Below are 21,121 nucleotides of genomic sequence, written 5' to 3'. Positions count from 1 at the left end.
CTTGATGAAACGTTGTGCGGCTTGCTGTTGGTCTTGCAGCTAGTTGAATGTGAAGCGATTTTTAAAAAATACAAGCCTTGTTTGAAAGTCAGGGCCGACCTATTCAACAGGCTTCCAGCTGAGCGAATGTGGATGGGTAATACTCTCTGGCAGGGGAAGGCAAAAGGTGGGTTATGATTTGGCTCCAATCCGGGAAGGGGGCCGAAGCTTCGACCTGGATCATGGAGCGGCCTCTCCGTATGAAGTGGCCGCTCGTGGAGAACCGGACCTCTATTCAGAGATAGGCACCATCCGGAAATCCACCGCTTCCAGATCTTCCTTAAACTCTTCGCCATACTCTTCAGCCAAGTCGTTTTCCTGGTCGTAGCGCCATTCAACGATCACTTTTTTGCCATCGTCTGCAGCTTCTTCCAGGGTGTCCATGAGGTCGAGGAGCACCTTGGAGCTGGAGCTGTTGAAATAGACGATCTCCAGGACCACCTTTACCTCATCACCAGCGCTCTTTTCCAGGAAGGATTCGATCCAGGCGAAGATCGGCTGATAAAATTGAGCGGCATTTTCCGGATAGGATTGCCCTTTGAGTTGCAGCAGGTTGTTGGCTGCGTCGAAGTGAATGTCCGGGGTGGATTTGGTCCCTTCGATCACGAGCGGTTCCATCTTGAGCTTCTCCTGTACCTTGGGTGTTTCTGGATCAGACCAGAACCCGGATTGAAAAAAAGGTTGTTTCGTTGTCTTGTGCCTGGAGGTCGAAGTCGAACGTTTGGCAGTTACGGGCCAGTTCAATAAAACCAAGCCCTGCGCCCAGGCTGTGTTCGTCTGGCCCTTCACGGCGTTTCGTCTTGTAAAAGGCCTTGAGTTCGGCGGCATCCATCCCTTTGATGGGGCTCAGCTTTTCTTGAAGAAGGGTGCTTTTTTCCTGGCTGACGGTATTGCCTGAATAGAGAAAATAATCTTTTCCGGTGTGGCCTACCGCGACGATGCCGTTTTTGCCTTCCAGGGTGACCGGTGGCTCGGCGCTTTCCGGAGAGTAGCGTTCGATGTTTTGCATCAGTTCCACGAAAGCGGAAAAGGTACGCATCGCCCGGGCAGTTTGGGTGTGGGTCAGCTCAAAGTGGGCCTTCAACGTCTCCCCGGCATTTTCCATGATCGCCTGGGTGATCGCCCCCCGATAACAGAACAGGAGACGTTCATTTTTCATGAAATCATTGAAAGCGTAAAAGTCCATTAAGACACTAACCCCAGACAAAATATTTGTCCGCTGTCGAAAATATAAGCGGATCGGGATTCTTTATCGGGTCGAATAGAGAATCCAGCCAGTGTTGAAAGTTACCATCTTGAACCCGTTTTGTCCAACGCCACTTGCGTGTATTGTCTATTTGTTAACAGGTGGTTCGGGTTTTTCAGTAGCGGGATGGTGGATACCTTCGGAAGGAGGTTGAAATGGGCATGGGGAGGTTGGCCGGGTGGTTTTTCAGGCCATGGTGAGAGGGCTTGGGGGTGGTTTGCGGTTTCGTTGGCCAGGCGGGTTTTTCATGTTAAGATGCATGGCTTGGAAAACCGTATCCCTGACCGCCTTGATCATCACCTTGTCATTACCCTGGTTTGGGAGTCGTTTATTGTTTGGTTTTCAGGCTGGTGAGGCGATGGTGTCTGTTTGGGAGGCCGTCTGTTTTTGGTCTGGGTGACCATTTTCCGGTTTGGCTGGGATGGAAGCGCTACAGGGGCAGGTGCCCGGCTGCCTGTTGAAGTAGGTTTTTGGTGGTGACCATCAAAAGCTGCGATGGCAAAAAAGCGGGTAAATTCAGAGGATAAGGCCGTTTGAGACAAGGTGTTGCCAAGTCATTCAACTGAAAAATGAGCTGACGCACCGAAAAAAGCTTTATAAAGCCCCCTTTCGGTAAGTCGGCATGGGTCAGCCGTTTTTGGTTTTTTTCAGGGCCAGGCACCAGGAGTCTACAGGAACAGGATTCACGCTCATGTCAGACCATTCCATTTTCGAAAAAGAAGAGCGCACCATCCTTCGAGCCCAGGAGTTGCTGGAAAATAAAGGGGTCAAGGATGGCCCCCTGGGCAAGGATTATGCTGCGCTGTTCAAGGCCTATAAAAAATTATTCCGGCAGACCTCCCGACTGGTCAAGCTGAGTGATCGCCAGCAAGAGGAGTTGCGGGAGCTTAATGAAGTCAAGAACAAGTTTTTGGGGATGGCCGCCCACGATCTCCGCAATCCCTGCACCACCATCCGCAGTTTGAGTGAATTTTTGCTGGATGAGGCGACTCTCTCCCCGGATCAAAAACAGGAGTTTACCCAGACCATCCACCGCACCAGCGGTGAGATGCTCCGGCTGCTCAACGATCTGCTCGATGTCTCCGTGATCGAAAGCGGCAAACTTTCCCTGCGCCTGAGCGAGGGGAAGCTGGGTGACTTGATCGACAGCCGGGTGCTGTTGATGCGGGTGATCGCTGATCGCAAGCAGATCACCATCAAAGTGGAAGATCTCTCTACCTTGCCTGCTTTTCAGTTTGATCCCGACCGGATGAGTCAGGTGGTGGACAACTTTATCAGCAACGCCATCAAGTTTTCCGAAGCGGGCACCACCATCACCGTCACCCGGGGGATGATGTCGGGACGTCCGGGTTTTTCGGTGCGGGACCAGGGGCCGGGGATTCCCGAAGATGAACAGGAAAAACTGTTCGGCTCCTTCCAAAAATTGAGCGTCGCCCCCACGGCCGGGGAAAAAAGCACCGGTTTGGGGCTCGCCATCGTCAAAAAAATCGTCGATGCCCATCAGGGGGTCATTGCAGTTGAGAGCACCGTTGGCCAGGGGAGCACCTTTACGGTCTCCTTTGGGCCAGCCGAGGAGGCCGCGACCCGGGAGGAGGCTGATGAGGCGAATGCTGGGGTAACGGACGAGGCCACCCCTGAAGCCGTCCCTGGGGAGGCAGCAGCGGCCCCGGAGGAGGAAGATGATGACGGCTGGGATCTGCAATTTGGTCTTCCTGAGGAGCCGGAACCCGCCAGCAAAGGGGGGTTGGGCTTTCTGGGATTGCGACCGTCCCCCTCCTTGGCTCCCCCGCCGAAGCAGGTCCGGCAAAAGCCACCACCGGAAAAGGAACTCTTGCGGGAAGAGGATCCGGTGGGCTCCGTGGTGCAGTTTCCCAGGCCTGCCCCCAGGGTGCTGCTGATCGACGACGATGCGGGAATCCGCATGACCGTGCGCATGGCCCTCACCTTTCTGGGAGCCCACGTGGTAGCAGAGGCCGCCAATGGTCGAGAAGGGGCCGCGCTCCATCGCAAGCATAAGCCGGACATGACCCTGTGCGATGTGGAAATGCCCGTTCAGGATGGCTTGAAAACCGTCAAGGAGATCATCAAGGATGAACCTCATGCGTTGGTGGTCATGCTCTCTTCGGTGGGTATCCATGATGTGATGGACAGCTGCCTGCTCAATGGTGCGGCCCATTTTATCCGCAAGGATGTGAGTCTGCCTGAGCTGCGAAAAGCTTTGGTGGATGCCTGGATCAGCTATCGGCCGGAAAAGGTTTCCGAAGCACAAACCGGCGTATCTGAAAAAAAAGCCATCTCCTCCTTTGATCTGGCTTCTCCCAAGATGGATCTGGCCCCACCCCCCAAAAAACAGGTTTCGGCAGCTGCGACAGCCAGTGGGGGAGGAACTGAAAGTTCCCAGATCTCGGTCGCACAGAGTCCTGCTGACAAAAGCGCCAAGGATCCCAGCCATTTACGGGGTGACGGCGGGGGGAAAGAGGGCTCCTTTGACCAGCCGGCCCCTCGGGTATTGCTCATTGACGACAACGACGGCATTCGCATGACTGTCCGAATGGCGGTCTCCCTGTTGGGTGGAGAGGTGGTAGGCGAGGCTCCCAATGGCAAGGAGGGGGCTGAACTCTATCGTCAGTTGAAACCCGACCTCACCCTGCTGGACCTGGAAATGCCGGTGCAGGGCGGGCTTAAGACCGTTGTTGAGATTGTCGGCGGGGATCCCAGGGCGTTGGTGGTGATGCTCTCTTCTGTGGGCAACCAGGGGGTGATTGATAACTGCCTCATGGAGGGAGCTGCCCATTATATTCGCAAGGATGTGGAGCTTAAAGAGCTGAAACAGGAACTGGTAGAAACCTGGCGGCAACACCGCCCCAAGCCCAAATCGGCCTGATAGCTGGTTTCAGGGTGGGTGATCGCCCCCAAGGATCCGGGGTGGGTGATTGTCCAAGGAACCCGGGGTGGGTGATCCTCCCAAGGAACCCGGGGTGGGTGATCCTCCCAAGGAACCTGGGGTGGGTGATCCTCACAAGGCACAGGTGTGTGAGTGCGCCAATGGTCTCTTTTTGCTGGGCTTCAGACTCCAGGGGATGGAAATGACAGGGGGAATTTGCCTCCTTGTTCGATGTTTTCAGGGTGTTTTACCCATGATTGATTTTTCCTTCCGGGGAGTGATTGGCGTGAAATGATATCTTCCAATAAAAACAGTCTCATCTATCGTTTTCGCAACACCTTGATCGGGGTGGTAGCCATCATTTTGGTGGTGTTTACCGCCGCCATGATCCATTTTGATCGGGTACGGTTGGAAGAGCAGCTTCGAGAGCGGCTGGTTAGTTTGGGCAAGCTGGCTGAAGCCAGTCTCTCTTCAGCCATGTGGAACATCGAAGAGGAGTCCATTCGGGAGTTTGCCAAGGCAATATTTACCGACAAAGTGGTTGTTCGAACCGTCATTGGCGATTCTGAAGAGGTTTTTGCCACCCTCAAAAGCCCTGAACTGTTTGGCCTTCCGGATCGGGAACTGGCCAATCCAGACCGTTTTTTGACCAAAACAGTCAATATTACCCATTACGGTGAGCGGGTCGGCTATATGGTGATCACCCTTTCCCGGGATGACATCAAGACCCAGATGACCAACAACATCATGGGCTTCCTGGCACTTTCCGCCTTGGTGATTTTGGCCATCTCCGTCACCACCATCACGGTTACCCGCCGACATATCTTTCATCCCCTCAACAAACTCAAAAAGTCTGCCGTCATCCTGGCTAGTGGTGAATTGGATGTTGAAATCGTGCATGAAAAAGAGGATGAAATCGGCATTCTGGCCAAATCCTTCGAGTCCATGCGCGTCTCTCTCAAAACCCTCTTTGCGGTTTTGGCAGAGGCCAACGAAAAGCTGGAAGAGCACAATCGAAACCTGGAAGAGAAGGTCCGGGAGCGCACCCAGGAGCTGGATGCCAACAACAAAGTGTTGCATAAAACCCTGTTGGATGTGGAGGCGGCCAATCAACAGATCACCGAAAGCATTGAATATGCCCGGATGATTCAAAACTCCCTGCTGCCCAACCTGGAGAACGTGCAGATACTTTTGCCGGATAGTTTTTTCATGTGGGAGCCCCGGGATATCGTCGGCGGGGATATCTACTTTTTTGATATCCACGAAGAGGGGTTTATCGTGGCTCTGATGGATTGCACCGGCCATGGGGTTCCCGGGGCGTTCATGACCATGATCGTCAACTCCGGGTTGCGGCGTATCGTCAAGGACGAGGGGCGCCACGATCCGGGAGAGATCCTCAAGGCGCTCAACTATGTGGTTAAAACCAGTCTTCAGCAGCATACCCGGCACGCCCGCTCTGACGATGGCCTGGATGCCGGGGTGATTGCGGTCAATGTGAAGGATCGAACCATCACCTATGCCGGGGCGAAGCTTTCGATGTTTTTGGTCCGGGAGGGCGCCCAGGAGGTGTCGGTGATCAAAGGCAATCGACAGAGTTTGGGCTACCGCAAGTCCGATCTCAATTATCAATACGAAAACAAAGTGATTCCCGTCGATGGTCAACTTTCCTGCTATCTCACCAGTGACGGTTATATCGATCAGACCGGTGGGGCCAAAGGGTTTTCCTTTGGCAATCGACGACTGAAAAAATTGCTCCTGGAACATGGGGATCGCCATATGTCGGAGCAGAAGAAAATCTTGATGGAGGCTTTTGAGGCCTATCGAGGAGGGGAGGTGCGTCTGGATGATCTCTCCATGATCGGTTTTACCCTCTCTCCGGATCGAATTGACGGCATGAAGGGGCGGCTGCTTATAGATGAATAGTCCAGCTGGTGACTCTGGCCGAGTTTGTTGATGGCGATGGGGGGGATCGAAAGAATATATCGGCTGGATGGGGCTTTTGCGGCCACCATATTTGTTTCTTGTGGAATTTTTTTGTTCGATTTTTTTTCTGAGATATTTACCTGGTGGTGAGGAGAGCAAAGGGATCAGCCAAGGGGAGAAAATCTATCGTTTGGTTGATTTGTGAAGTGTCTCTTATCAAGATTAGCCGGTGATTTGGGTCTGAAATTCAGGGTAAATCGAGTGGTCGGGTCCAGGGTGGGAAGCCTCGCCGGGTAATCGGGTCATGGGTTAGGTAGGTCAATGGAAAAGGGGGGAGCGGATTTCGGTTTTCGGACCAGCCTCAAGGTGAGGTGAATGACATATGACTATTCCGAAAATGGGGAACCGGTAGGCCATACATGCATATAGAGCTGACCAAAACCATCATTTCAAGTGTTGATGAGATCGTTCATTCCTATTTTCCTCTGGATTATAAGGTTACCCCGGGGGCCCATTTTTTTGGGGAGGAGGAAGATCTGGATCGGCGGGTGGATATCGGCATTACCGCCATCATCGGTTTTTCCGGGGGGCTTGACGGTGGGCTGCATCTGAGTGCCCCGATCCGAACCGCCATGGATGTGACCGGGGCCTTTTCCGACGGCATCTTCGAGGAGAGCGATTTTTCCAACATGTCCAACGTCATCACGGATGCCTATGGGGAGTTGGCCAATATCATCGCCGGTGGGGTCAAAAGAAGACTTGGGGGGGGGCTCCAGCTCCAGCAGGATATCAACTTGACCCCACCTATCGTGGTTTGGGGGCAGGATTATAGAATGGCTTACAAAAGCTCCACCCGGGTGACCAAACAATATTTCGAGATGCATGGCGGCATCTTTTGCGTCACCGTCTATTATTGACCCCTCGATAACTACGGGTAGAAATGATCATGGGATTTGGAATAAGCCCCAAGCGTGCCGTTCGATGGTGGGTGGGGGGAGTGTTGTGGATCGCTCTGGTCCTGGTGGTTCGACCGGCCTCTGCCTGTGAGATGACCATCTACGGTAATGCCTACAAACCCCCCAAATCCTATCTCCTGGAGAACACCCCCAAGGGAATTCTGGTGGATATGACCGATTATATCGCCCGGGAGGTTGGTTGCCGCTTTACGGTGGAGCTCTATTCCTGGACGCGTTCCTTCTCTTATGCCAAGGCGGGCAAGGGAGCGATCATCGGCTTTTCGAAAACCGCCGAGCGACTCAAACGTTTCGACTATTCCATTCCCATGTATTTTGATGAGGTGCTGCTGGTGGTCCGAAAGGATTATGCCTTTCCTTACCAGAGCCTGTCTGACCTGAAGGATAAACGGATCGGTGCAGTCAAAGGAGGGACTTATGGGGGGGACTATGAGATCGGTAAGGAAAAATATTTTACGGCAGTGGAGGGGACCAATCCGGTTTCCCGCTTGAAAATGCTTATGCGGGGGCGTCTGGATGCCTCCTTTGTGGGGCCGGGAAAGGCTGGGTTCAACGCCCTGATTGCGAGTGATGCCAACCTATCCAAAAATCGCCATCGTTTCGAACTCCTGCCAACCCCCTTCAACCGGGATTCAAACCACCTGGGCATCCTGAAAACGCACAACAAGGATGGCTTTATGGATCGGGTCAACGGGGCCATCCGCAAGGGGTGGGAGAGTGGCGCATTTCAGCAGATAATTGATTCCCACCACTGAGTTTCAAAACCCTGAAGCGTTAGCCTCTCTGACCATCTCTCCCCGGGGGGGGGCTCCAAGCCTGCTTTGCAGCGCCTTTTTCTGTTTTCAGTTTTTCACATTCACACCATGCCATGATTGACCAGGGCCGGTAGCAGTAGGTCAGCGGGTGAATTGGGCAAAGCTTTCCTGTAGCTGGAGTTGGTGTCCTCCCATCACCTTTTTCATGTCAATGGCGAGACCAAGATTAAGCAGTTTTTGTGTTGTTTGGCACTCTGGAAAAGAGCACTTTTTGCAGCGTTGAGCCACAAGCGGGCGTTTTTTCGTCTGTTGGCAAAAAAACGATTTGATCTGTCTTAGGGATGGTAGATGCTGTTTTTCCAGGTTTTTGTGCTGAATATGATCTATCAGGGCATCCAGCTCGATCTGAATGTGTTGAATCGTATCGTATTCATTCTGACAGATTGGGTGGCTGGTGATGGGCTCGGGTGCTGTTGAGGCTTTGGCGTCAAAAGCCTTTTCGGTGGCATCGTGTCTATCCAGAAGCAGCTGGACCACTTTCTTCAGATTGGTCGCGCTGAACGGTTTGCCCATCCATCCGGAGATCGGTATGTTTTTCGCTTTTTCTTTCAATAAACTGGACGTTTCAGCCGACAGCATGAGAATGGGGACGTTTGACAATGAGGCTTCGGAACGTATTTGATTTGCCAGTTCAAGACCATTCACAAAAGGCATGTTGAAATCAGTGACGACCAGATCAGGGTTCAGCGCCTGAAACATTTCAAAAGCCGCCTTGCCGTCGGGGGCCAGGTAGACGGTATGGCCACCTGTTTGGAGGACGAGTTTGATCAATTGTCTCGTGGTGGCGCAATCTTCCGCTGCGAGGATGGTCTTCTGAGTAGTCATGTGTCTGCTTCCTTCCCAGTCATCTCGAAATCAGTTTTTCATGACCCTGATGATGGCAGTAGTGTGGGTCGTTGGTCGTACGAGACAAAGGAACAGTGCACCTAAAGATATGGATTAATAATCGTTATCCATGCCATGATCAGTTGATATCTTGATGGTAGGTCAATTTGAATGGCTTGCTGGGCGGTCTGTCAGCGAGCAAGCGTGAAATCAGATAAAAATGAATCAGTGAGCGGGTACGGAACCTTTATGTGTCTTGATTGTATTATCAGCAGAAATGATGCCACATTTGTTTTTTCGTTTTTGCGTGAAAAAACAGACAGTTGAGTTTGTGTGTGGGGAATATGCCAAGAGAGAGGGGGGGAAGAAAATCAACCAGTGTTTTCGGTTTGTTTGAATGTTTGTCAAACATTTCAAATGACTAGGTAAGTGGATAGATCTTTTGCACCTGTCCACTTTTGGACACCTTTTTGTGGGATGGTCTATCGTGATTTGATCAAAATGGTTAACAAATAGAGACGTAATCTGGAGAGGTCAGGGTCTGTTGCAGAATTCCATATGGGATAAGCGTTTTTTTGTTTCGATCAGTCGTTTTTTTTGGGCGAGCCCAATCGAATGCAGAGGCGTGAATGCCAGCGAAGCGGTCCATATCCATTTATTCCGAAGAGGGCTCCTGCTTGGAGGGTCGGGCTAACCGGTCATTTTATTTTTCGTCAAACAGAAACGGCTCATCCCCCTCCATCAGCTCCATGAAGCGGCGCAATGCCAGGAAATGGACATAGTGGCCGGGATGTTTCAGGACATACTTTTCCAAAATAATCACGAAATCCTGAATGGTTTTTTGTCGCTCCAGTTGACCTTTTTCATCCCGGGTCAGGGACATGGGGGGGAGAATATGGAGGGTATAGCGACCGGTTTCATCCAGCACCATGAAGGTGGGGAGCACTTCACAGCCGGTGCGATGGGCGATCTCCACAGCCCCCACTGAAAAGTTGGCCTTGCGGCCCAAAAAATCCACCTCCACAATCTCTTTGCCCCCCGCACCATCCATGGCGATACCCAATACCTGGTTGCGTTTCAGGCAGGAAAAGGCCCCTTTGATGGAGCCGAAGATATCCACGTGGGTGACCGGCAGGGCCAACTCCAGCTCCCAGCGCAATGCGAGGGCTTTTCTGGCCATGGGGGAAAAGTGCTGGTTGGGCCGTTTTTCCACCCAGACCAGAGGATTGGCGCTCAATTGGGACATGGTGTAGCCCCGGTGGCCGATGGCTGGCATCACCATCTGGTTGGCGCCAAAATGGGCAAAAAGAAGCATGACGCCGCGTCCTTTTTGTAGCCCGGCATCCAGATGTTCCAGCCCCTGGCACCCCATCAGTTCCGGGGTGTTTTCGGGGTTGAAGCGGTCGAATAGAAAGACATCCAGCTCCGTCATCCAGCGGTGGCAGAGGGCCTCCAGGAGCCAGGCATTCACATCTCCGCCACCGGCCAGGGTGCGGATTCGTTCCAACTCTTCCAGGTAGGGCTTTTTTTTCCAACCGAGCCAATAGGTCAATCGGGCCAGGATTCGGGCTATCCGGTAGCGGGCCAGAGGGGGGATGGCGCGCACCAGCCAGCGAAAGGGATACCAATAGAGCCAGAGAACGGTGTCCTTGATGGCGGATTTTAAAAACGTCACTTCCAGGCTCCAGAGAGGATGGTTGGAGGGGTGAGAGCGTTATCGGTTGGCGGCTGAGTCAGTCTGACCCTGGCCACCTTACCTTGTCACTCAGTCGACTGCGAATGACGATGACTGAGTCAATGATGACCGGAAAGGGGACATTTTTCCAGGAGATGGGCGTTACGGCAAGGGGATTGGCAAGCTGGCTGGGGCCGGTTGGCAAGGGTTACGGTTGGCTGGAGGCGGTGATTGGATGGGTTTTGTGCCGGAAGAGGTGTCGGATCTGCGGATTTAATTCAGATAACAACCCGTTCCCACTTGGGATCGAAGGCGACCACCCGGTTGCGTCCGGCATTTTTGGCTTGATAGAGGGCCTGATCGGCTTGTTCCAGGAGGACGGTCGGGGCTATGCGTTGGTTGGGATCAGGTGTGAGGGTGGCCAGGCCAACGCTGATGGTGACGGGCTTGCCATCGGGACGGATGAGATTTTTTTCTATTTGGGCCCGCTGTCGCTCAGCGATTTGATGGGCATCCTCCAGACCGGTTTCCGGAAGCACCGTGACGAACTCTTCTCCTCCAAAGCGGGCCACCAGATCCCGGGGCCTCAGGGAGTTGGAGAGAAACTGGGCCAGATCCTGAAGGCAGTGATCCCCATGGGTGTGGCCGAACAGGTCATTGATCGATTTAAAATGGTCGGCGTCGGAGATCAGGATGGTCAGGGGGCGGGAAAAACGGTAGGAGTTGCGCAGCTCCCGTTCCAAAAATTCCATCAGGATGCGTCGGGTAAAAAGACCGGTCAGGGGGTCTCGGAAGGCGATGGTGTTGAGTTGGTTTTGAACCTTCTGAACCGGGTCGGTAATGTTGGTGATGAAGGACCAGACCGCATCATACGTGCAGTTTCGCTCCTGCTCCGGGCAGAGTTCCATCATTTGGTGAAAACCCACCAAAAACCGCCACACCACTTCGGCTGCGGCGCCGTCGATAATATTGATGGAGTCCCGCATCTCCAGGGTGAGGAGGTGGCGTTGGGTCAGCGAAACGTTGGAGACGTTGATCAGCCAGTCCATCGGCTGGTTGGCAATCAGGGCTGTGGCGGTATCGTAGACGGGGATACCGACGTTGCGGGCTCCCTTGAGGCCCGGGGCTTCCGGATCGAGGTCACAGATGCCTACGACCTGGATTTTTGGCAGGTCGTGGAGCACCTTGAGCATGCCCCAGCCGCCAGGGCCCGCCCCTAATATGCCGATCCGTAATAGAATGCCGGGTTCAGTCATAGGGAGGCAGCGATTCTTCCATAACCCACAAGCAGGCTGGTTTTGAGCTGTTGGCAGGCATTATCCCGTATCTCCAAAAGCTTGTCGCAGGATGGCCGCATCTCCTTCGGAAAAGGCGATGAGAACCACCTGCTTGAGAGAACCTGAGCCACTTTTTCGAAAAGCATTGATCTCCTGGGCAGCCACTTGTGCCGCCTCTTCCTTGGGGTAGCCGTAAACGCCGGTACTGATGCCGGGAAAGGCGATGGTGGAGAGTTGTGTTTCCCGGGCCAGATTCAAAGCGTTGCGATAGCAGGCCGCCAGTTTGAGAGCGGGTTGCGGCTCGTGATGATAGACCGGCCCAACCGTGTGGATCACATGCAGGGCAGGCAGATTACCCCCTGGGGTTATCACCACTTCCCCCGTGGGCAGCCCGTCCGGATAGCTTGTTTCCCGGATTTTTTGGCAGGCTGCCTTGAGAGCAGGGCCTGCAGCTCGGTGAATGGCCCCATCCACCCCCCCACCTCCCATCAGAGAGCTGTTGGCGGCGTTGACGATGGCATCCACATGGAGTTGAGTGATGTCACCGGTACGAATATCGATCGTGGGTGGCTGCATCGTTTGCTCCTCTCATGGGGAATTCTGCAACAATTAAGTTACATAAATTAATGAAACTTCACAATTGCCAAAACTGAACAAAATGATGGGCCTGCCTGTGTGTTAAGAAAAAAACGTATTATTTCAACTGTTTGTGCAGGACAGAACCAATCAAATCAGTTGCAGGGGAAGGGCAGGGTTGGGGCCAATGGCTTGATCCATGATGAGCGGTAAGGTAACGGCCAGGTATCACGGTTTTTCAGGAAGGCTCCTGGGCAAGGTTTTATCACACCAGGTTGGAAGGGGGGCTGGAATGGTGGTGGAGGGGGCCAAGGCCGTGAGAGGAACAATCCGGTCAGTCGGTAGAGGACTTGATTATTGGCGGATTGGGGGGGGCGGAGCACGGTTGGAGGGTGTTTCTTGGTGTGGGGTGAGGGGGACTCATTCTATGAGATGGACGGGAAATTGTCGTTTATGATTTCATAGTAGATTTTGCAGTTAAGGCATTTTTCGAGCTTTTTTTCGCTGGTCAGAGGGACACCATCCTTGCAGAGGGTGCCTTCGATAAAGGCACAGAAGCGGCCACCATTTTTGCCCCCCAAAAGCCCATCATATCGGGTGTCGGTACCGGCAATGCAGGCAAACTCCTTGCCGCATTCGGTTATTTCCCAGCAGTTGGCTTTGCGGTTTTTATCGTGATAGACCTCGGCATGATCCAACAGCAGGTTGACCTTTTTGGCATGGAGTAGTTTTTTCAGGGTGTGTTGTTTGGCGAAAATGTTGAGCCGGGCGACTTCCCGGAAGATCGGCAGGCCATTTTCCATGTGGACCACGACCCCTGTTTCAGAGGATTCGGTGATCGTCCCCCTGGAATAAAACGCTTCCTCTTCGATGAAAAACCTTAAAAAACAGCGTTTATCCAGCGGGTATTCGCCCGGGACAGTCAGCCAGGCGGTGGAGTGGGAGATGGCGCTCAAGGTTCCATGTGTGGTGTGCGGCCCCTCCAGGGTCAGTTCGACCTTGACGGGTAGATCGCAAGCCATAGAGCGTTCCAACCTTCTGTCATCCATGGAAAAGTCTCCTGAGCATGGTATGAAAACAGAAAATCAGTGCTGCCAATAGGTGCGTACCGAAGGCGAATATTGAGGGTGCTGAAAGCGGATATTTATTGAGTCGAAGTCAGGTGTTTATTTATAAGTGATTATTTTTGTTAATGAATAGTTTCTGAAAGTATGGCTGCTTTCAATTTGAATAGCAACTATTTTATCGAACCAGTAAATTGCAGATGACGATATAATGATTTGTTGGATTGTCTTTAACAGTAGGCGTTTGATGGATGGGGGGAAGGGGTGGAAAATGTGAGGAAAGAGAATGGCGGTATGGAAATTGCATGTTTTTTGTAAACGCATCTCCATCGACGATGTCATCCCTCACTCTTGAATCGTGGAACAGATCATGATCCATCCCATCGACCTGGCCCGGGTATTTGGTTCAAAGACCGATTCTTCAACGCCGGAGCCGGTTTCCACTCCTGATACCGACCTTTTTCAGGACACGCTGGCCCAGGCCATTCAAGGCAGCTCCAACCCAATCGATACCGATCCGCCAGTATTGGATCATGAGGCCGTCAATTATCTGGTGCAGATGGTTCGACTGGCCATGGCCCGGGTGGATTCCGGTGGCTGGATGGGGAGCGGCTCCTTTCCTGCTGGGGGAGGGATGGGGGCTGGCTCATTCCCCATGCTTTCGGGGAGTGGCAGTGGTGGCGCTTCGACGATCCAGGAACTGCTACCCGGTATGATCACCCAGGCGACAGCCGGAATGCTGCAAGGGGCGAACACACCTGCCAAAACAGCCTACCAGGGAGCATTGGCTTCCAAATCCGATACGACGGTTAACAAGGGGGCTGACAGCGCTACCCCGACCACCCTGGCAGCCGGTGAGGGGGATTTTCCGGTGCCGACACCCACTCCCCGTTCTACCCAGGAGACAGGGGTCTCACAGCCAGCCGTCCCCCCGGTACCGACCCCATCCCCCAAATCCACCGGCCAAAACAGCCAGGATCCCTTTGGCGATATCATTCGCAAGGTGGCCAAGGAGAATGATCTGGATGAAGGATTGATCCGGGCGGTGATTCAGGTGGAGAGCAGTGGTAATCCCAAAGCGCTCTCCCGGGTGGGGGCCCAAGGTTTGATGCAGCTGATGCCTGCGACCGCTGAAAGTCTCGGGGTGGAGGATCCTTTCGATCCGGAGCAAAACATCGCCGGGGGCAGCCGTTATCTGAAAAAATTGCTGAACCGCTATGACGGCGAAAAAGATCTGGCTCTGGCAGCCTATAACTGGGGCATGGGCAATCTGGAGCGTCGACCCGAGGCCATGCCTGCCGAAACCCGCAACTATATCGTCAAGGTGAATAACTTGTTGGAAGCTGGTGTGGCTAACAGCGATGTGGCGACGGCTTGATCTTTTTTGCAACTATCCGGACCTGCCTGTGACCAGCGCCAAAGGGAGCTGACGCGGGTGTCAGGCGGGTTTTTTCAGGCCTAAAAATTTTTGAATGAAGGCGGCCACCTCTTGGGGGTCGTTGAGAGCCAGGCGGGGACGGTCCGCTTCGAGTTGGGGATCGTCCGTGGCGATGGCAACGACGTTGGTCAGGGGGGGAATCCCTTTGGCGGGGGTGACCCCTGCCCGATGGATCAAAATTTTCGGGTGGTCGTCGTTTTTATACCCCTCCACCAGGATGAGGTCATGCCCACCCAGATGTTGGGTGAGGTCATTGAGAGAGGGTTCGGGCTGCTCTTTGAGATCCTGGATCAAAAACCACCGCTCGCTGGAAGCAAAGATGACGGTCTGCGCCCCGGCCTGCCGAAAACGGTGGGTATCCTTGCCGGGCACGTCCGGATCCGCCGGGTGGTGGCCGTGCTTGAGAGCGGCGGTGTTGAAGCCCGCTTGGGAGAGGGCCTCGATCACCCCGGCCATGAGGGTGGTTTTGCCGGTACCACTCGGGGCGGCAAAACCCATGACCGGGATGTTCGAGGGGGTGGATTCAGGCATGCACCGTTGTCCTTATCCGCCACTCACCGGGGGGAAAATAGCGATTTCATCCCCGTTGGTGACCGGGTCGTTTGGCTGGGCGTAGGTCTGGTTGACAGCGACCCGGAGGTGTTCATCCTTGAGAGCGGCATCGTAGGGGGAGCCCTTGTTCCGTAAAAAGGTGAGGACCTGGGCTACGGTCCCCACACTTTCCGGAAGTTCCAGGCTTTCCCCCCCGACACCGATCTTTTCACGGACCCATGCGAAGTAGAGAAATTGGGCCATGGGTTGATTAAAACTCGACAGCCAGTTCCAGGGTGCCGGAGTCGGAATCATTGCCGGAGCCTTGGTTGGTGCCGGTTCCGGTATGCTCCGTGCCATAATCCTCGTCGTGGGCATACTCAAAGGCGAGGGTGGTGTTACGCAAGATCTCCATGGAGACACCAGCCAGGAACCGCTCTTCGGGCAGACCCAGATCCAGGGCTTCGTCGGACTCCTGATAGGCGATGGCGAAGGTGGTGGAGCGCTCGTTGATTTCGGTGGTGTAACCCGCTTCGATGTTCCAGGCGTAAGGCTGGGCCGGGGAGCCGTCGAAGGTGATTTCACCTGCGGAAAATTCGTCAGCTGCGCCGGTAAATTCACCGATCAGAGCAAAGCCGCCGATACCGAGAATGGCGTGGGCGCTGACACCGGGCACATAGTCTTGCATCTGGCCCACATCCCAGTCAGCCGTACCGTCGCCATCGAGGTCTTGGTCCATGCCGGTAAACATGTCGCTGTTTTCGAGAGAGTTGATGGCGGCCACTTCGATTTCGAAGGTGAAGCCGTCACCCTCGTGGGCGACACCGAGGTTACCACCGAAGTGCTCGATTTCGTCTTCGGAGTTCATGTTGTTGGATTCGCCGTTGAAGACGTAAAAGGAGCCGTACCAGCCAGCATGCTCAAAACCGACGAGAACAGCCGTGTCGTAGGTTTCACCGATATCCAGGGTCATGGGATCGGAAATCATGTTGGAGGGATAGACACCGAAGGGCAGGCCCATGAGACCGGCGGTCATGTAGATGGGATATTTGTCGGTGTTACCGATGGTGATGGTGGCGCTGTCCACATCCAACTGGGTTTCGCCGTCATCTTCATAGAGCAGGACGATATCGGAGCTGACCCACTCGTTGACCGTGGCGTGGATGTCCAACTCCACGGTGGCCAGAACGATGTCGGAGCCGTCGTCGTCATTGGTGGTGGAATAGTCGCCGTCGGCGTTGTTGGTGACCGAGGCATCCACCTCAACCACACCACCGATGGAGATGTGTTTGCTCCAGTGGGCCGGGAACATCGATTCCTTGGCTGATTCAACGCTGGCAGCCAGATCGTCAGTCTTCTGGGCGATGCTGGCGTTGGATTCGCGGTTGGCATCGATCCCTTTGCTGGCATCACCCACCTGGGACTTCAGGGCGTCCAGTTCCCGCTGTTGTTTTTTGATGAGATCCCACATTTCAGAGCGGGAGGGGAGGGGGCCATCTGATCCTTGGTAGTCAGGAACTCCGGCTGCAAGACCGGTAGCCGAGACGCCCAGAACCAGTGACATGCACATGGTACTTAACAGAGTGGATTTCATGTCTTCTTTCCTTAAAGAGCCGGTTTATGGGGCGTCGTTTCAATTCATACGGGCACTCCGAGACGTCCTTCCAAGGGGGCGTCCTGGAGAGTTCCTTATCGACCGATCCCTTATCGCTCCTAAGCGTTTTTTTGGAGATCCCCCCTTTTTTTGTGATTGGGGGATGGTTGGGGTTTGGGTCGATTTTTATAAAAGAATCCGTGCAAAGAAGAGCATGAACTGTGCCGGTTGCTGGTTTGATGGGGGTGATGGTCTTGTAAGTTATTTGTTTATTTCGAAAAAATCGGATTTATTGTTTGTGTTTTGGGGCTGGTTTTGGCTTGAAATGGGATGCAGGCAGGGGGCAAAAAATACCACTTTGAAGCGATGGAACGATGAACGAGCCATAAAAAAAATGCCTACCTGTTTGGTCTTGATATCCCTGAAAAGCCAGCTTGTGAAGGCCTGAATCCCGTGCACCATCCCGCCATTGAGCAGAGTGACTGTTATTCGGTCGAAAGGGATGTATAGCGGTTTTGGGGGATGTTTTGTCACTGAATCACTCTGTTTTTGCTTTTCCGAGAACGGATGAACCCTCATTTTCCGGCTCATCGACCCGGCAACCGAACCAGTCTTGCTTCCGAATGGGGGGATATCAGCCAAGATTCAGAGAAGTGCTGTTTTATCGGTATCAAAAAAAAGCGCTGGGGAAAATCATCCCCAACGCCATCATGTGCCATGACCTTCGCTGCATATCCAGATGAGGGCCGAAGAGGGCTGCCTGTTCCTGTAGCCTCAGGCAGGCCCCCTGGCTTCATCATTTACACCAAGCACACCTTTTCGCTCAGCTCCTGGGTGAGTACCCGGTGGTTTTCGGAATAGTCGATGGGGACTTCGATGAGGTGTACGCCGGGGGAGTTGAGGCAGCGTGTGAGCAGGGGGGCCAGATCGTCGGCGCTCTCCACCCGGTGACCGTGAGCCCCATAGCTTTCGGCATAGCGGACAAAATCGGGATTGTTGTAATCCAGACCATAGTTGGCAAAGCCCATCCCCTCCTGCTTCCATTTGATCATGCCATAGCCGTTGTCGTTCAAGACAATCACCACCAGATCCAATCCCAGCCTCACCGCCGTTTCCATCTCTTGGGAGTTCATCATAAAGCCCCCATCACCACACACCGCCGCCACCTTGCGGCTGGGCAGGGACATTTTAGCCGCCATGGCTGAGGGGAGGCCGGTGCCCATGCTGGCAAGAGCGTTATCCAGGAGGACGGTGTTTTTGCGGTAGGCGGGATAGTTTCTGGCGATCCAGATTTTATACATGCCGTTATCCAGAGCCAAAATGCCATTCTCCGGCATCGCCTCTCTGAGATCCCGAACGATTCGTTGGGGGAGCAGAGGGAAGCTATCGTCGTCGTTCTTTTCCTGGACCTGCTTGTGGTGCTCGGTGGCGACCCGTTTAAAGTAGGCAAAATCCCACTCTGAAGAGGGAGTGACACGAGCGGTCAGCAGATCCAGGGTTTGGGAGATGTCTCCCACCACTTCCAGGTTGGGAAAATAGACATCATCAATGGAGGCGGAATAAAAATTGATGTGGATGACCGGGGCGGTGTGGCGATGGCCCATGATGGCCGGGGGCTTTTCGGTGACATCGTGGCCGACGCTGATGATTAAATCCGCCCGGTCGATGGCGCAGTGGAGATAATCCCCTTCGGTCAGAGCCGCCGTCCCCATATATCCCGGCAGCCGCTCATCCACCACCCCCTTGCCCATCTGGGAGGAGACAAAGGGAATGCCGGTTTTTTCTGCAAAATCAGTAAGGGAGCGGGAGATCCGTTTGCGGTTGGCCCCTGCCGCGATCAAAATCAGGGGATGGCGGGCGGCCATGATCAAGTCCGCTGCATTTTCAATGGCTTTGCTGTCTGGCGTGGGGCGGCGGGGAATGATTCTCTGTAAGGGAATGGATTCGGCCTCCTCCCGGGCGATATCCTCGGGCAGCTCCAGATGCACCGCCCCCGGGCGTTCTTCCTCGGCCCGTTTAAAAGCCTCCCGTACCAGGGAGGGAATGCGCTCTCCAGAGGGAATCTGTTCGGCCATTTTGGTGATGGGCTTCATGGTGCCGATCACATCAATGATCTGAAAACGCCCCTGCTTCGATTTTTTGATCGGTTTTTGCCCGGTAATCACCACCAGGGGCATCCCCCCCAGCTGGGCATAGGCGACACCGGTGACCAGATTGGTCGCCCCCGGCCCCAAGGTGGCGATGGCGACCCCTGCCTTGCCGGTCAAGCGGCCATAGGTGGCGGCCATGAAGGCGGCGGCTTGTTCGTGGCGGGTTAAAATCAGCCGGATGGAGGAGTGGCGGATTGATTCCAACAGATCCAGATTTTCCTCTCCGGGTACGCCAAAAATATATTCTACCTTTTCAGCTTCCAGGCATTTGACGAAGAGATCGGAGGCTTTTTGTGAAGGGGTGTTGGACATGTATCATACCTTTTAGACAATGGTGTGATTGGGGGGGAGGGGGGCTGAATGGTTCTGGAGGCTGGTTTTGATCCCCACCTCCCTCTCCATCGTTGAGTCTTAAATGATCAGGTCGGTTCCGGCATTTATGTAGAAAACTTTTGGAATCATGGCGCGGGAGCGGCTACTCTCTGTTTGGCCATGGTTCTCACTTATCCGTTTTATCCTCTCTGATCAGGGATGATCGATTACATACTTGAGGATCTCCACCACCTGCTCCGGATGTTGGGCCACTGCCAAGGCGGCGGCATCGACTTCCTTTAAGGCATGGGTGAGGGTGGGGTCGTGGAGGATGATCAGGGGTTTGCCCAGGCTGGCGGCCATGCCCGCATCAAAGGCGGCATTCCACTGGCGATATTTATCCCCAAAACGCACCACCACCACATCCGCCTTTTCCAGCTGGTTGCGGGTGCGGATGGCGTTGATTTTGGCCGCCTTGTGATCTTTCCAGAAGGGTTCGGCTTCCACCCCCAGAATGCGCTCTCCCACCTCATCACTGGCGGCGTGGTCGGTCACGGCAGAGGTAAAGGTGACGGGGAGCTTGGCGGCTTCAATGGCTGAAATAATCCGTTGCCGCCAGTCGCTGTGGATTTCGCCGGAGAGATGAATCCGCCAGTTCATGGGTCGATTTCCTTTTCTGAAGGGATGTCTGCATGGATCTTTGATGTCTGCATGGATCTTTAAAGATAGGCCCTTGGATTTCTGCCTGATGGGGGGCTTTTGGTCAAGAGGATCTGCCTCTGGAGAGCCCCTGGACTGGAAAATGGGGTGCCTTTGGGGAGCCAGTGTGGTAAACACCACCCTTTTTCTTTACCAACCACGGACGATCCCCACGCAAAGGACAGACAGCAATTATGTCAGTAAACCAGCCATCCTTCGAGGGGGAGGATCGAAAATCCGGTCGCAACGGGGGCAAGAGCAGCAAACGCAACGGCAACACCGTTTCGATTTTGATGCTGGGAGATGTGGTGGGCCGCCCCGGACGTCGGGCTGTCCGGGAACATCTCGCCGGGGTTCGAAAAAAACTCGGGGTGGATGCGGTGATCGCCAACGGTGAAAATGCCGCTGCCGGTATCGGCATCACCCCCGCCACCGCCAAGGAGCTTTTTACCAGCGGGGTTGATTTTATCACCACCGGCAATCACGTTTGGCGGCATCGGGAGGTTTTGCCCTACCTGGATCAGGAGGTTCGCCTGATCCGCCCGAGAAACTATCCCCCCGGAGCACCCGGAAGGGGATATGGGGTGTTTCAGATTCGGGAAGGGGTTCGAATCGGGGTGTTAAACCTCCAGGGGCGGGTTTTTATGGATCCAGTGGATTGTCCGTTCCGCTCTGCCGACAGCCTACTCAAAGAGGTCGTCATGGGGCGGGATCTGCAGGGTATCATCGTTGATTTTCATGCTGAGGCCACCTCGGAAAAAGTGGCCATGGGGTTTCACCTGGATGGTCGGGTTTCAGCGGTTTTGGGAACCCACACCCACATTCCCACGGCAGATGGTCGGGTGTTGCCGGGAGGTACGGCCTATCAGACCGATATCGGCATGACGGGTTGCTACGACTCGGTGATCGGCATGCGCTCTGAAGGGATTATTGAGCGGTTTTTGACCTGTTTGCCCAGAAAATTTGAACCGGTTCACGGCAATGGTATGCTGACTGGGGCGTTGGTGCGTTTGGATGCCAAAACCGGGCGCTGCCAGGAGATCAGACCCCTGCGACGGGGAGCAGGATTGCCGGAAACCGATTATTCCAAAACGTAAAG

At 54.1% G+C, this 21,121-nt stretch carries 19 protein-coding genes; 7 read left to right on the top strand and 12 right to left on the bottom strand.

Going from position 1 to position 21,121, the window contains the following annotated elements:
* Positions 1–270 precede the first annotated feature (270 nt).
* Both HQL52_04220 and HQL52_04215 read right to left on the bottom strand, forming a co-directional pair.
* Entirely contained in the window at positions 271–657 is a 387-nt protein-coding gene (locus HQL52_04220) for a DUF1987 domain-containing protein (GenBank protein ID MBF0368643.1), read from the bottom strand.
* A gap of 34 nt (positions 658–691) precedes the next feature.
* Complete coding sequence (locus tag HQL52_04215; GenBank protein MBF0368642.1) at positions 692–1,198, bottom strand: hypothetical protein; 507 nt, start codon at positions 1,196–1,198, stop codon at positions 692–694.
* 778 nt (positions 1,199–1,976) lie between these two features.
* Between HQL52_04215 and HQL52_04210 the strand changes: the two genes are divergently transcribed.
* The 4 genes from HQL52_04210 (at position 1,977) to HQL52_04195 (ending at position 7,821) form a co-directional block, all read left to right on the top strand.
* A complete protein-coding gene (locus tag HQL52_04210; protein MBF0368641.1) occupies positions 1,977–4,169 on the top strand; it encodes a hybrid sensor histidine kinase/response regulator in 2,193 nt (730 codons plus the stop codon).
* Between the two features lie 291 nt (positions 4,170–4,460).
* On the top strand, positions 4,461–6,092 hold the full coding sequence (locus HQL52_04205; protein ID MBF0368640.1) for a SpoIIE family protein phosphatase: 1,632 nt from the start codon (positions 4,461–4,463) through the stop codon (positions 6,090–6,092).
* Positions 6,093–6,511: 419 nt separating this feature from the next.
* Positions 6,512–7,009, top strand: coding sequence for a chemotaxis protein CheX (locus HQL52_04200; GenBank protein MBF0368639.1), 498 nt, complete (start codon positions 6,512–6,514; stop codon positions 7,007–7,009).
* Between the two features lie 29 nt (positions 7,010–7,038).
* Positions 7,039–7,821 carry a transporter substrate-binding domain-containing protein gene (locus HQL52_04195; protein MBF0368638.1) on the top strand — a complete coding sequence of 261 codons (783 nt, stop codon included), beginning with the start codon at positions 7,039–7,041 and terminating at the stop codon, positions 7,819–7,821.
* Between the two features lie 141 nt (positions 7,822–7,962).
* On the opposite strand, the gene HQL52_04190 is transcribed toward HQL52_04195, so the two are convergent.
* The 5 genes from HQL52_04190 to HQL52_04170 all read right to left on the bottom strand — a co-directional run bounded on the left by HQL52_04190 (position 7,963) and on the right by HQL52_04170 (position 13,283).
* Positions 7,963–8,706 (bottom strand): response regulator, encoded by a 744-nt coding sequence (locus HQL52_04190; protein MBF0368637.1) that lies wholly within the window; start codon positions 8,704–8,706, stop codon positions 7,963–7,965.
* Positions 8,707–9,409: 703 nt separating this feature from the next.
* Positions 9,410–10,381, bottom strand: coding sequence for a lysophospholipid acyltransferase family protein (locus HQL52_04185; GenBank protein MBF0368636.1), 972 nt, complete (start codon positions 10,379–10,381; stop codon positions 9,410–9,412).
* Positions 10,382–10,659: 278 nt separating this feature from the next.
* Positions 10,660–11,637: a diguanylate cyclase gene (locus HQL52_04180; GenBank protein MBF0368635.1), complete on the bottom strand. Its 978-nt coding sequence runs from the start codon at positions 11,635–11,637 to the stop codon at positions 10,660–10,662.
* Between the two features lie 60 nt (positions 11,638–11,697).
* The gene (locus HQL52_04175) at positions 11,698–12,234 is read right to left on the bottom strand and encodes an O-acetyl-ADP-ribose deacetylase (protein MBF0368634.1); all 537 of its coding nucleotides are present in this window, start codon (positions 12,232–12,234) and stop codon (positions 11,698–11,700) included.
* A 425-nt stretch (positions 12,235–12,659) separates the two neighbouring features.
* A complete protein-coding gene (locus HQL52_04170; protein MBF0368633.1) occupies positions 12,660–13,283 on the bottom strand; it encodes a hypothetical protein in 624 nt (207 codons plus the stop codon).
* 727 nt (positions 13,284–14,010) lie between these two features.
* Here HQL52_04170 and HQL52_04165 point away from each other — a divergent pair.
* Positions 14,011–14,676 carry a lytic transglycosylase domain-containing protein gene (locus HQL52_04165; protein MBF0368632.1) on the top strand — a complete coding sequence of 222 codons (666 nt, stop codon included), beginning with the start codon at positions 14,011–14,013 and terminating at the stop codon, positions 14,674–14,676.
* Positions 14,677–14,736: 60 nt separating this feature from the next.
* On the opposite strand, the gene mobB is transcribed toward HQL52_04165, so the two are convergent.
* The 3 genes from mobB to HQL52_04150 are packed head-to-tail and all read right to left on the bottom strand — an operon-like array spanning position 14,737 to position 16,861.
* Positions 14,737–15,243 (bottom strand): molybdopterin-guanine dinucleotide biosynthesis protein B, encoded by a 507-nt coding sequence (gene mobB, locus HQL52_04160; protein ID MBF0368631.1) that lies wholly within the window; start codon positions 15,241–15,243, stop codon positions 14,737–14,739.
* 36 nt (positions 15,244–15,279) lie between these two features.
* A complete protein-coding gene (gene moaD, locus HQL52_04155; GenBank protein MBF0368630.1) occupies positions 15,280–15,531 on the bottom strand; it encodes a molybdopterin converting factor subunit 1 in 252 nt (83 codons plus the stop codon).
* Between the two features lie 7 nt (positions 15,532–15,538).
* Complete coding sequence (locus tag HQL52_04150) at positions 15,539–16,861, bottom strand: LbtU family siderophore porin (protein ID MBF0368629.1); 1,323 nt, start codon at positions 16,859–16,861, stop codon at positions 15,539–15,541.
* On the opposite strand from HQL52_04150, the gene HQL52_04145 reads away from it, so the two are divergent.
* Complete coding sequence (locus HQL52_04145) at positions 16,860–17,309, top strand: hypothetical protein (protein MBF0368628.1); 450 nt, start codon at positions 16,860–16,862, stop codon at positions 17,307–17,309. The genes HQL52_04150 and HQL52_04145 overlap by 2 nt on opposite strands.
* A gap of 352 nt (positions 17,310–17,661) precedes the next feature.
* Here the strand turns inward: HQL52_04145 and HQL52_04140 are convergent, their stop codons facing one another.
* Positions 17,662–19,323, bottom strand: coding sequence for an acetolactate synthase large subunit (locus HQL52_04140; protein ID MBF0368627.1), 1,662 nt, complete (start codon positions 19,321–19,323; stop codon positions 17,662–17,664).
* Between the two features lie 213 nt (positions 19,324–19,536).
* Entirely contained in the window at positions 19,537–19,983 is a 447-nt protein-coding gene (locus tag HQL52_04135) for a YtoQ family protein (protein MBF0368626.1), read from the bottom strand.
* Positions 19,984–20,216: 233 nt separating this feature from the next.
* On the opposite strand from HQL52_04135, the gene HQL52_04130 reads away from it, so the two are divergent.
* Positions 20,217–21,119, top strand: coding sequence for a TIGR00282 family metallophosphoesterase (locus HQL52_04130; GenBank protein MBF0368625.1), 903 nt, complete (start codon positions 20,217–20,219; stop codon positions 21,117–21,119).
* Positions 21,120–21,121: the final 2 nt, after the last annotated feature.

It is taken from the genome of Magnetococcales bacterium (genome assembly GCA_015232395.1).
GTDB lineage: Bacteria > Pseudomonadota > Magnetococcia > Magnetococcales > JADFZT01 > JADFZT01.
Note: the sequence above shows the minus strand (reverse complement) of the source record. Positions and strands in the feature narration are given on the sequence as shown.

Coding starts and splice junctions, on each gene's coding strand:
- HQL52_04205 (MBF0368640.1), top strand. CDS start 4,461: ATGATATCTTCCAATAAAAACAGTCTCATCTATCGTTTTCGCAACACC.
- HQL52_04165 (MBF0368632.1), top strand. CDS start 14,011: ATGATCACCCAGGCGACAGCCGGAATGCTGCAAGGGGCGAACACACCT.
- HQL52_04135 (MBF0368626.1), bottom strand. CDS start 19,983: ATGAACTGGCGGATTCATCTCTCCGGCGAAATCCACAGCGACTGGCGG.
- HQL52_04195 (MBF0368638.1), top strand. CDS start 7,039: ATGGGATTTGGAATAAGCCCCAAGCGTGCCGTTCGATGGTGGGTGGGG.
- HQL52_04130 (MBF0368625.1), top strand. CDS start 20,217: ATGTCAGTAAACCAGCCATCCTTCGAGGGGGAGGATCGAAAATCCGGT.
- moaD (MBF0368630.1), bottom strand. CDS start 15,531: ATGGCCCAATTTCTCTACTTCGCATGGGTCCGTGAAAAGATCGGTGTC.
- HQL52_04215 (MBF0368642.1), bottom strand. CDS start 1,198: ATGAAAAATGAACGTCTCCTGTTCTGTTATCGGGGGGCGATCACCCAG.
- HQL52_04175 (MBF0368634.1), bottom strand. CDS start 12,234: ATGCAGCCACCCACGATCGATATTCGTACCGGTGACATCACTCAACTC.
- HQL52_04150 (MBF0368629.1), bottom strand. CDS start 16,861: ATGAAATCCACTCTGTTAAGTACCATGTGCATGTCACTGGTTCTGGGC.
- HQL52_04170 (MBF0368633.1), bottom strand. CDS start 13,283: ATGGATGACAGAAGGTTGGAACGCTCTATGGCTTGCGATCTACCCGTC.
- HQL52_04180 (MBF0368635.1), bottom strand. CDS start 11,637: ATGACTGAACCCGGCATTCTATTACGGATCGGCATATTAGGGGCGGGC.
- HQL52_04200 (MBF0368639.1), top strand. CDS start 6,512: ATGCATATAGAGCTGACCAAAACCATCATTTCAAGTGTTGATGAGATC.
- HQL52_04140 (MBF0368627.1), bottom strand. CDS start 19,323: ATGTCCAACACCCCTTCACAAAAAGCCTCCGATCTCTTCGTCAAATGC.
- HQL52_04190 (MBF0368637.1), bottom strand. CDS start 8,706: ATGACTACTCAGAAGACCATCCTCGCAGCGGAAGATTGCGCCACCACG.
- HQL52_04220 (MBF0368643.1), bottom strand. CDS start 657: ATGGAACCGCTCGTGATCGAAGGGACCAAATCCACCCCGGACATTCAC.
- HQL52_04210 (MBF0368641.1), top strand. CDS start 1,977: ATGTCAGACCATTCCATTTTCGAAAAAGAAGAGCGCACCATCCTTCGA.
- HQL52_04145 (MBF0368628.1), top strand. CDS start 16,860: ATGTCTTCTTTCCTTAAAGAGCCGGTTTATGGGGCGTCGTTTCAATTC.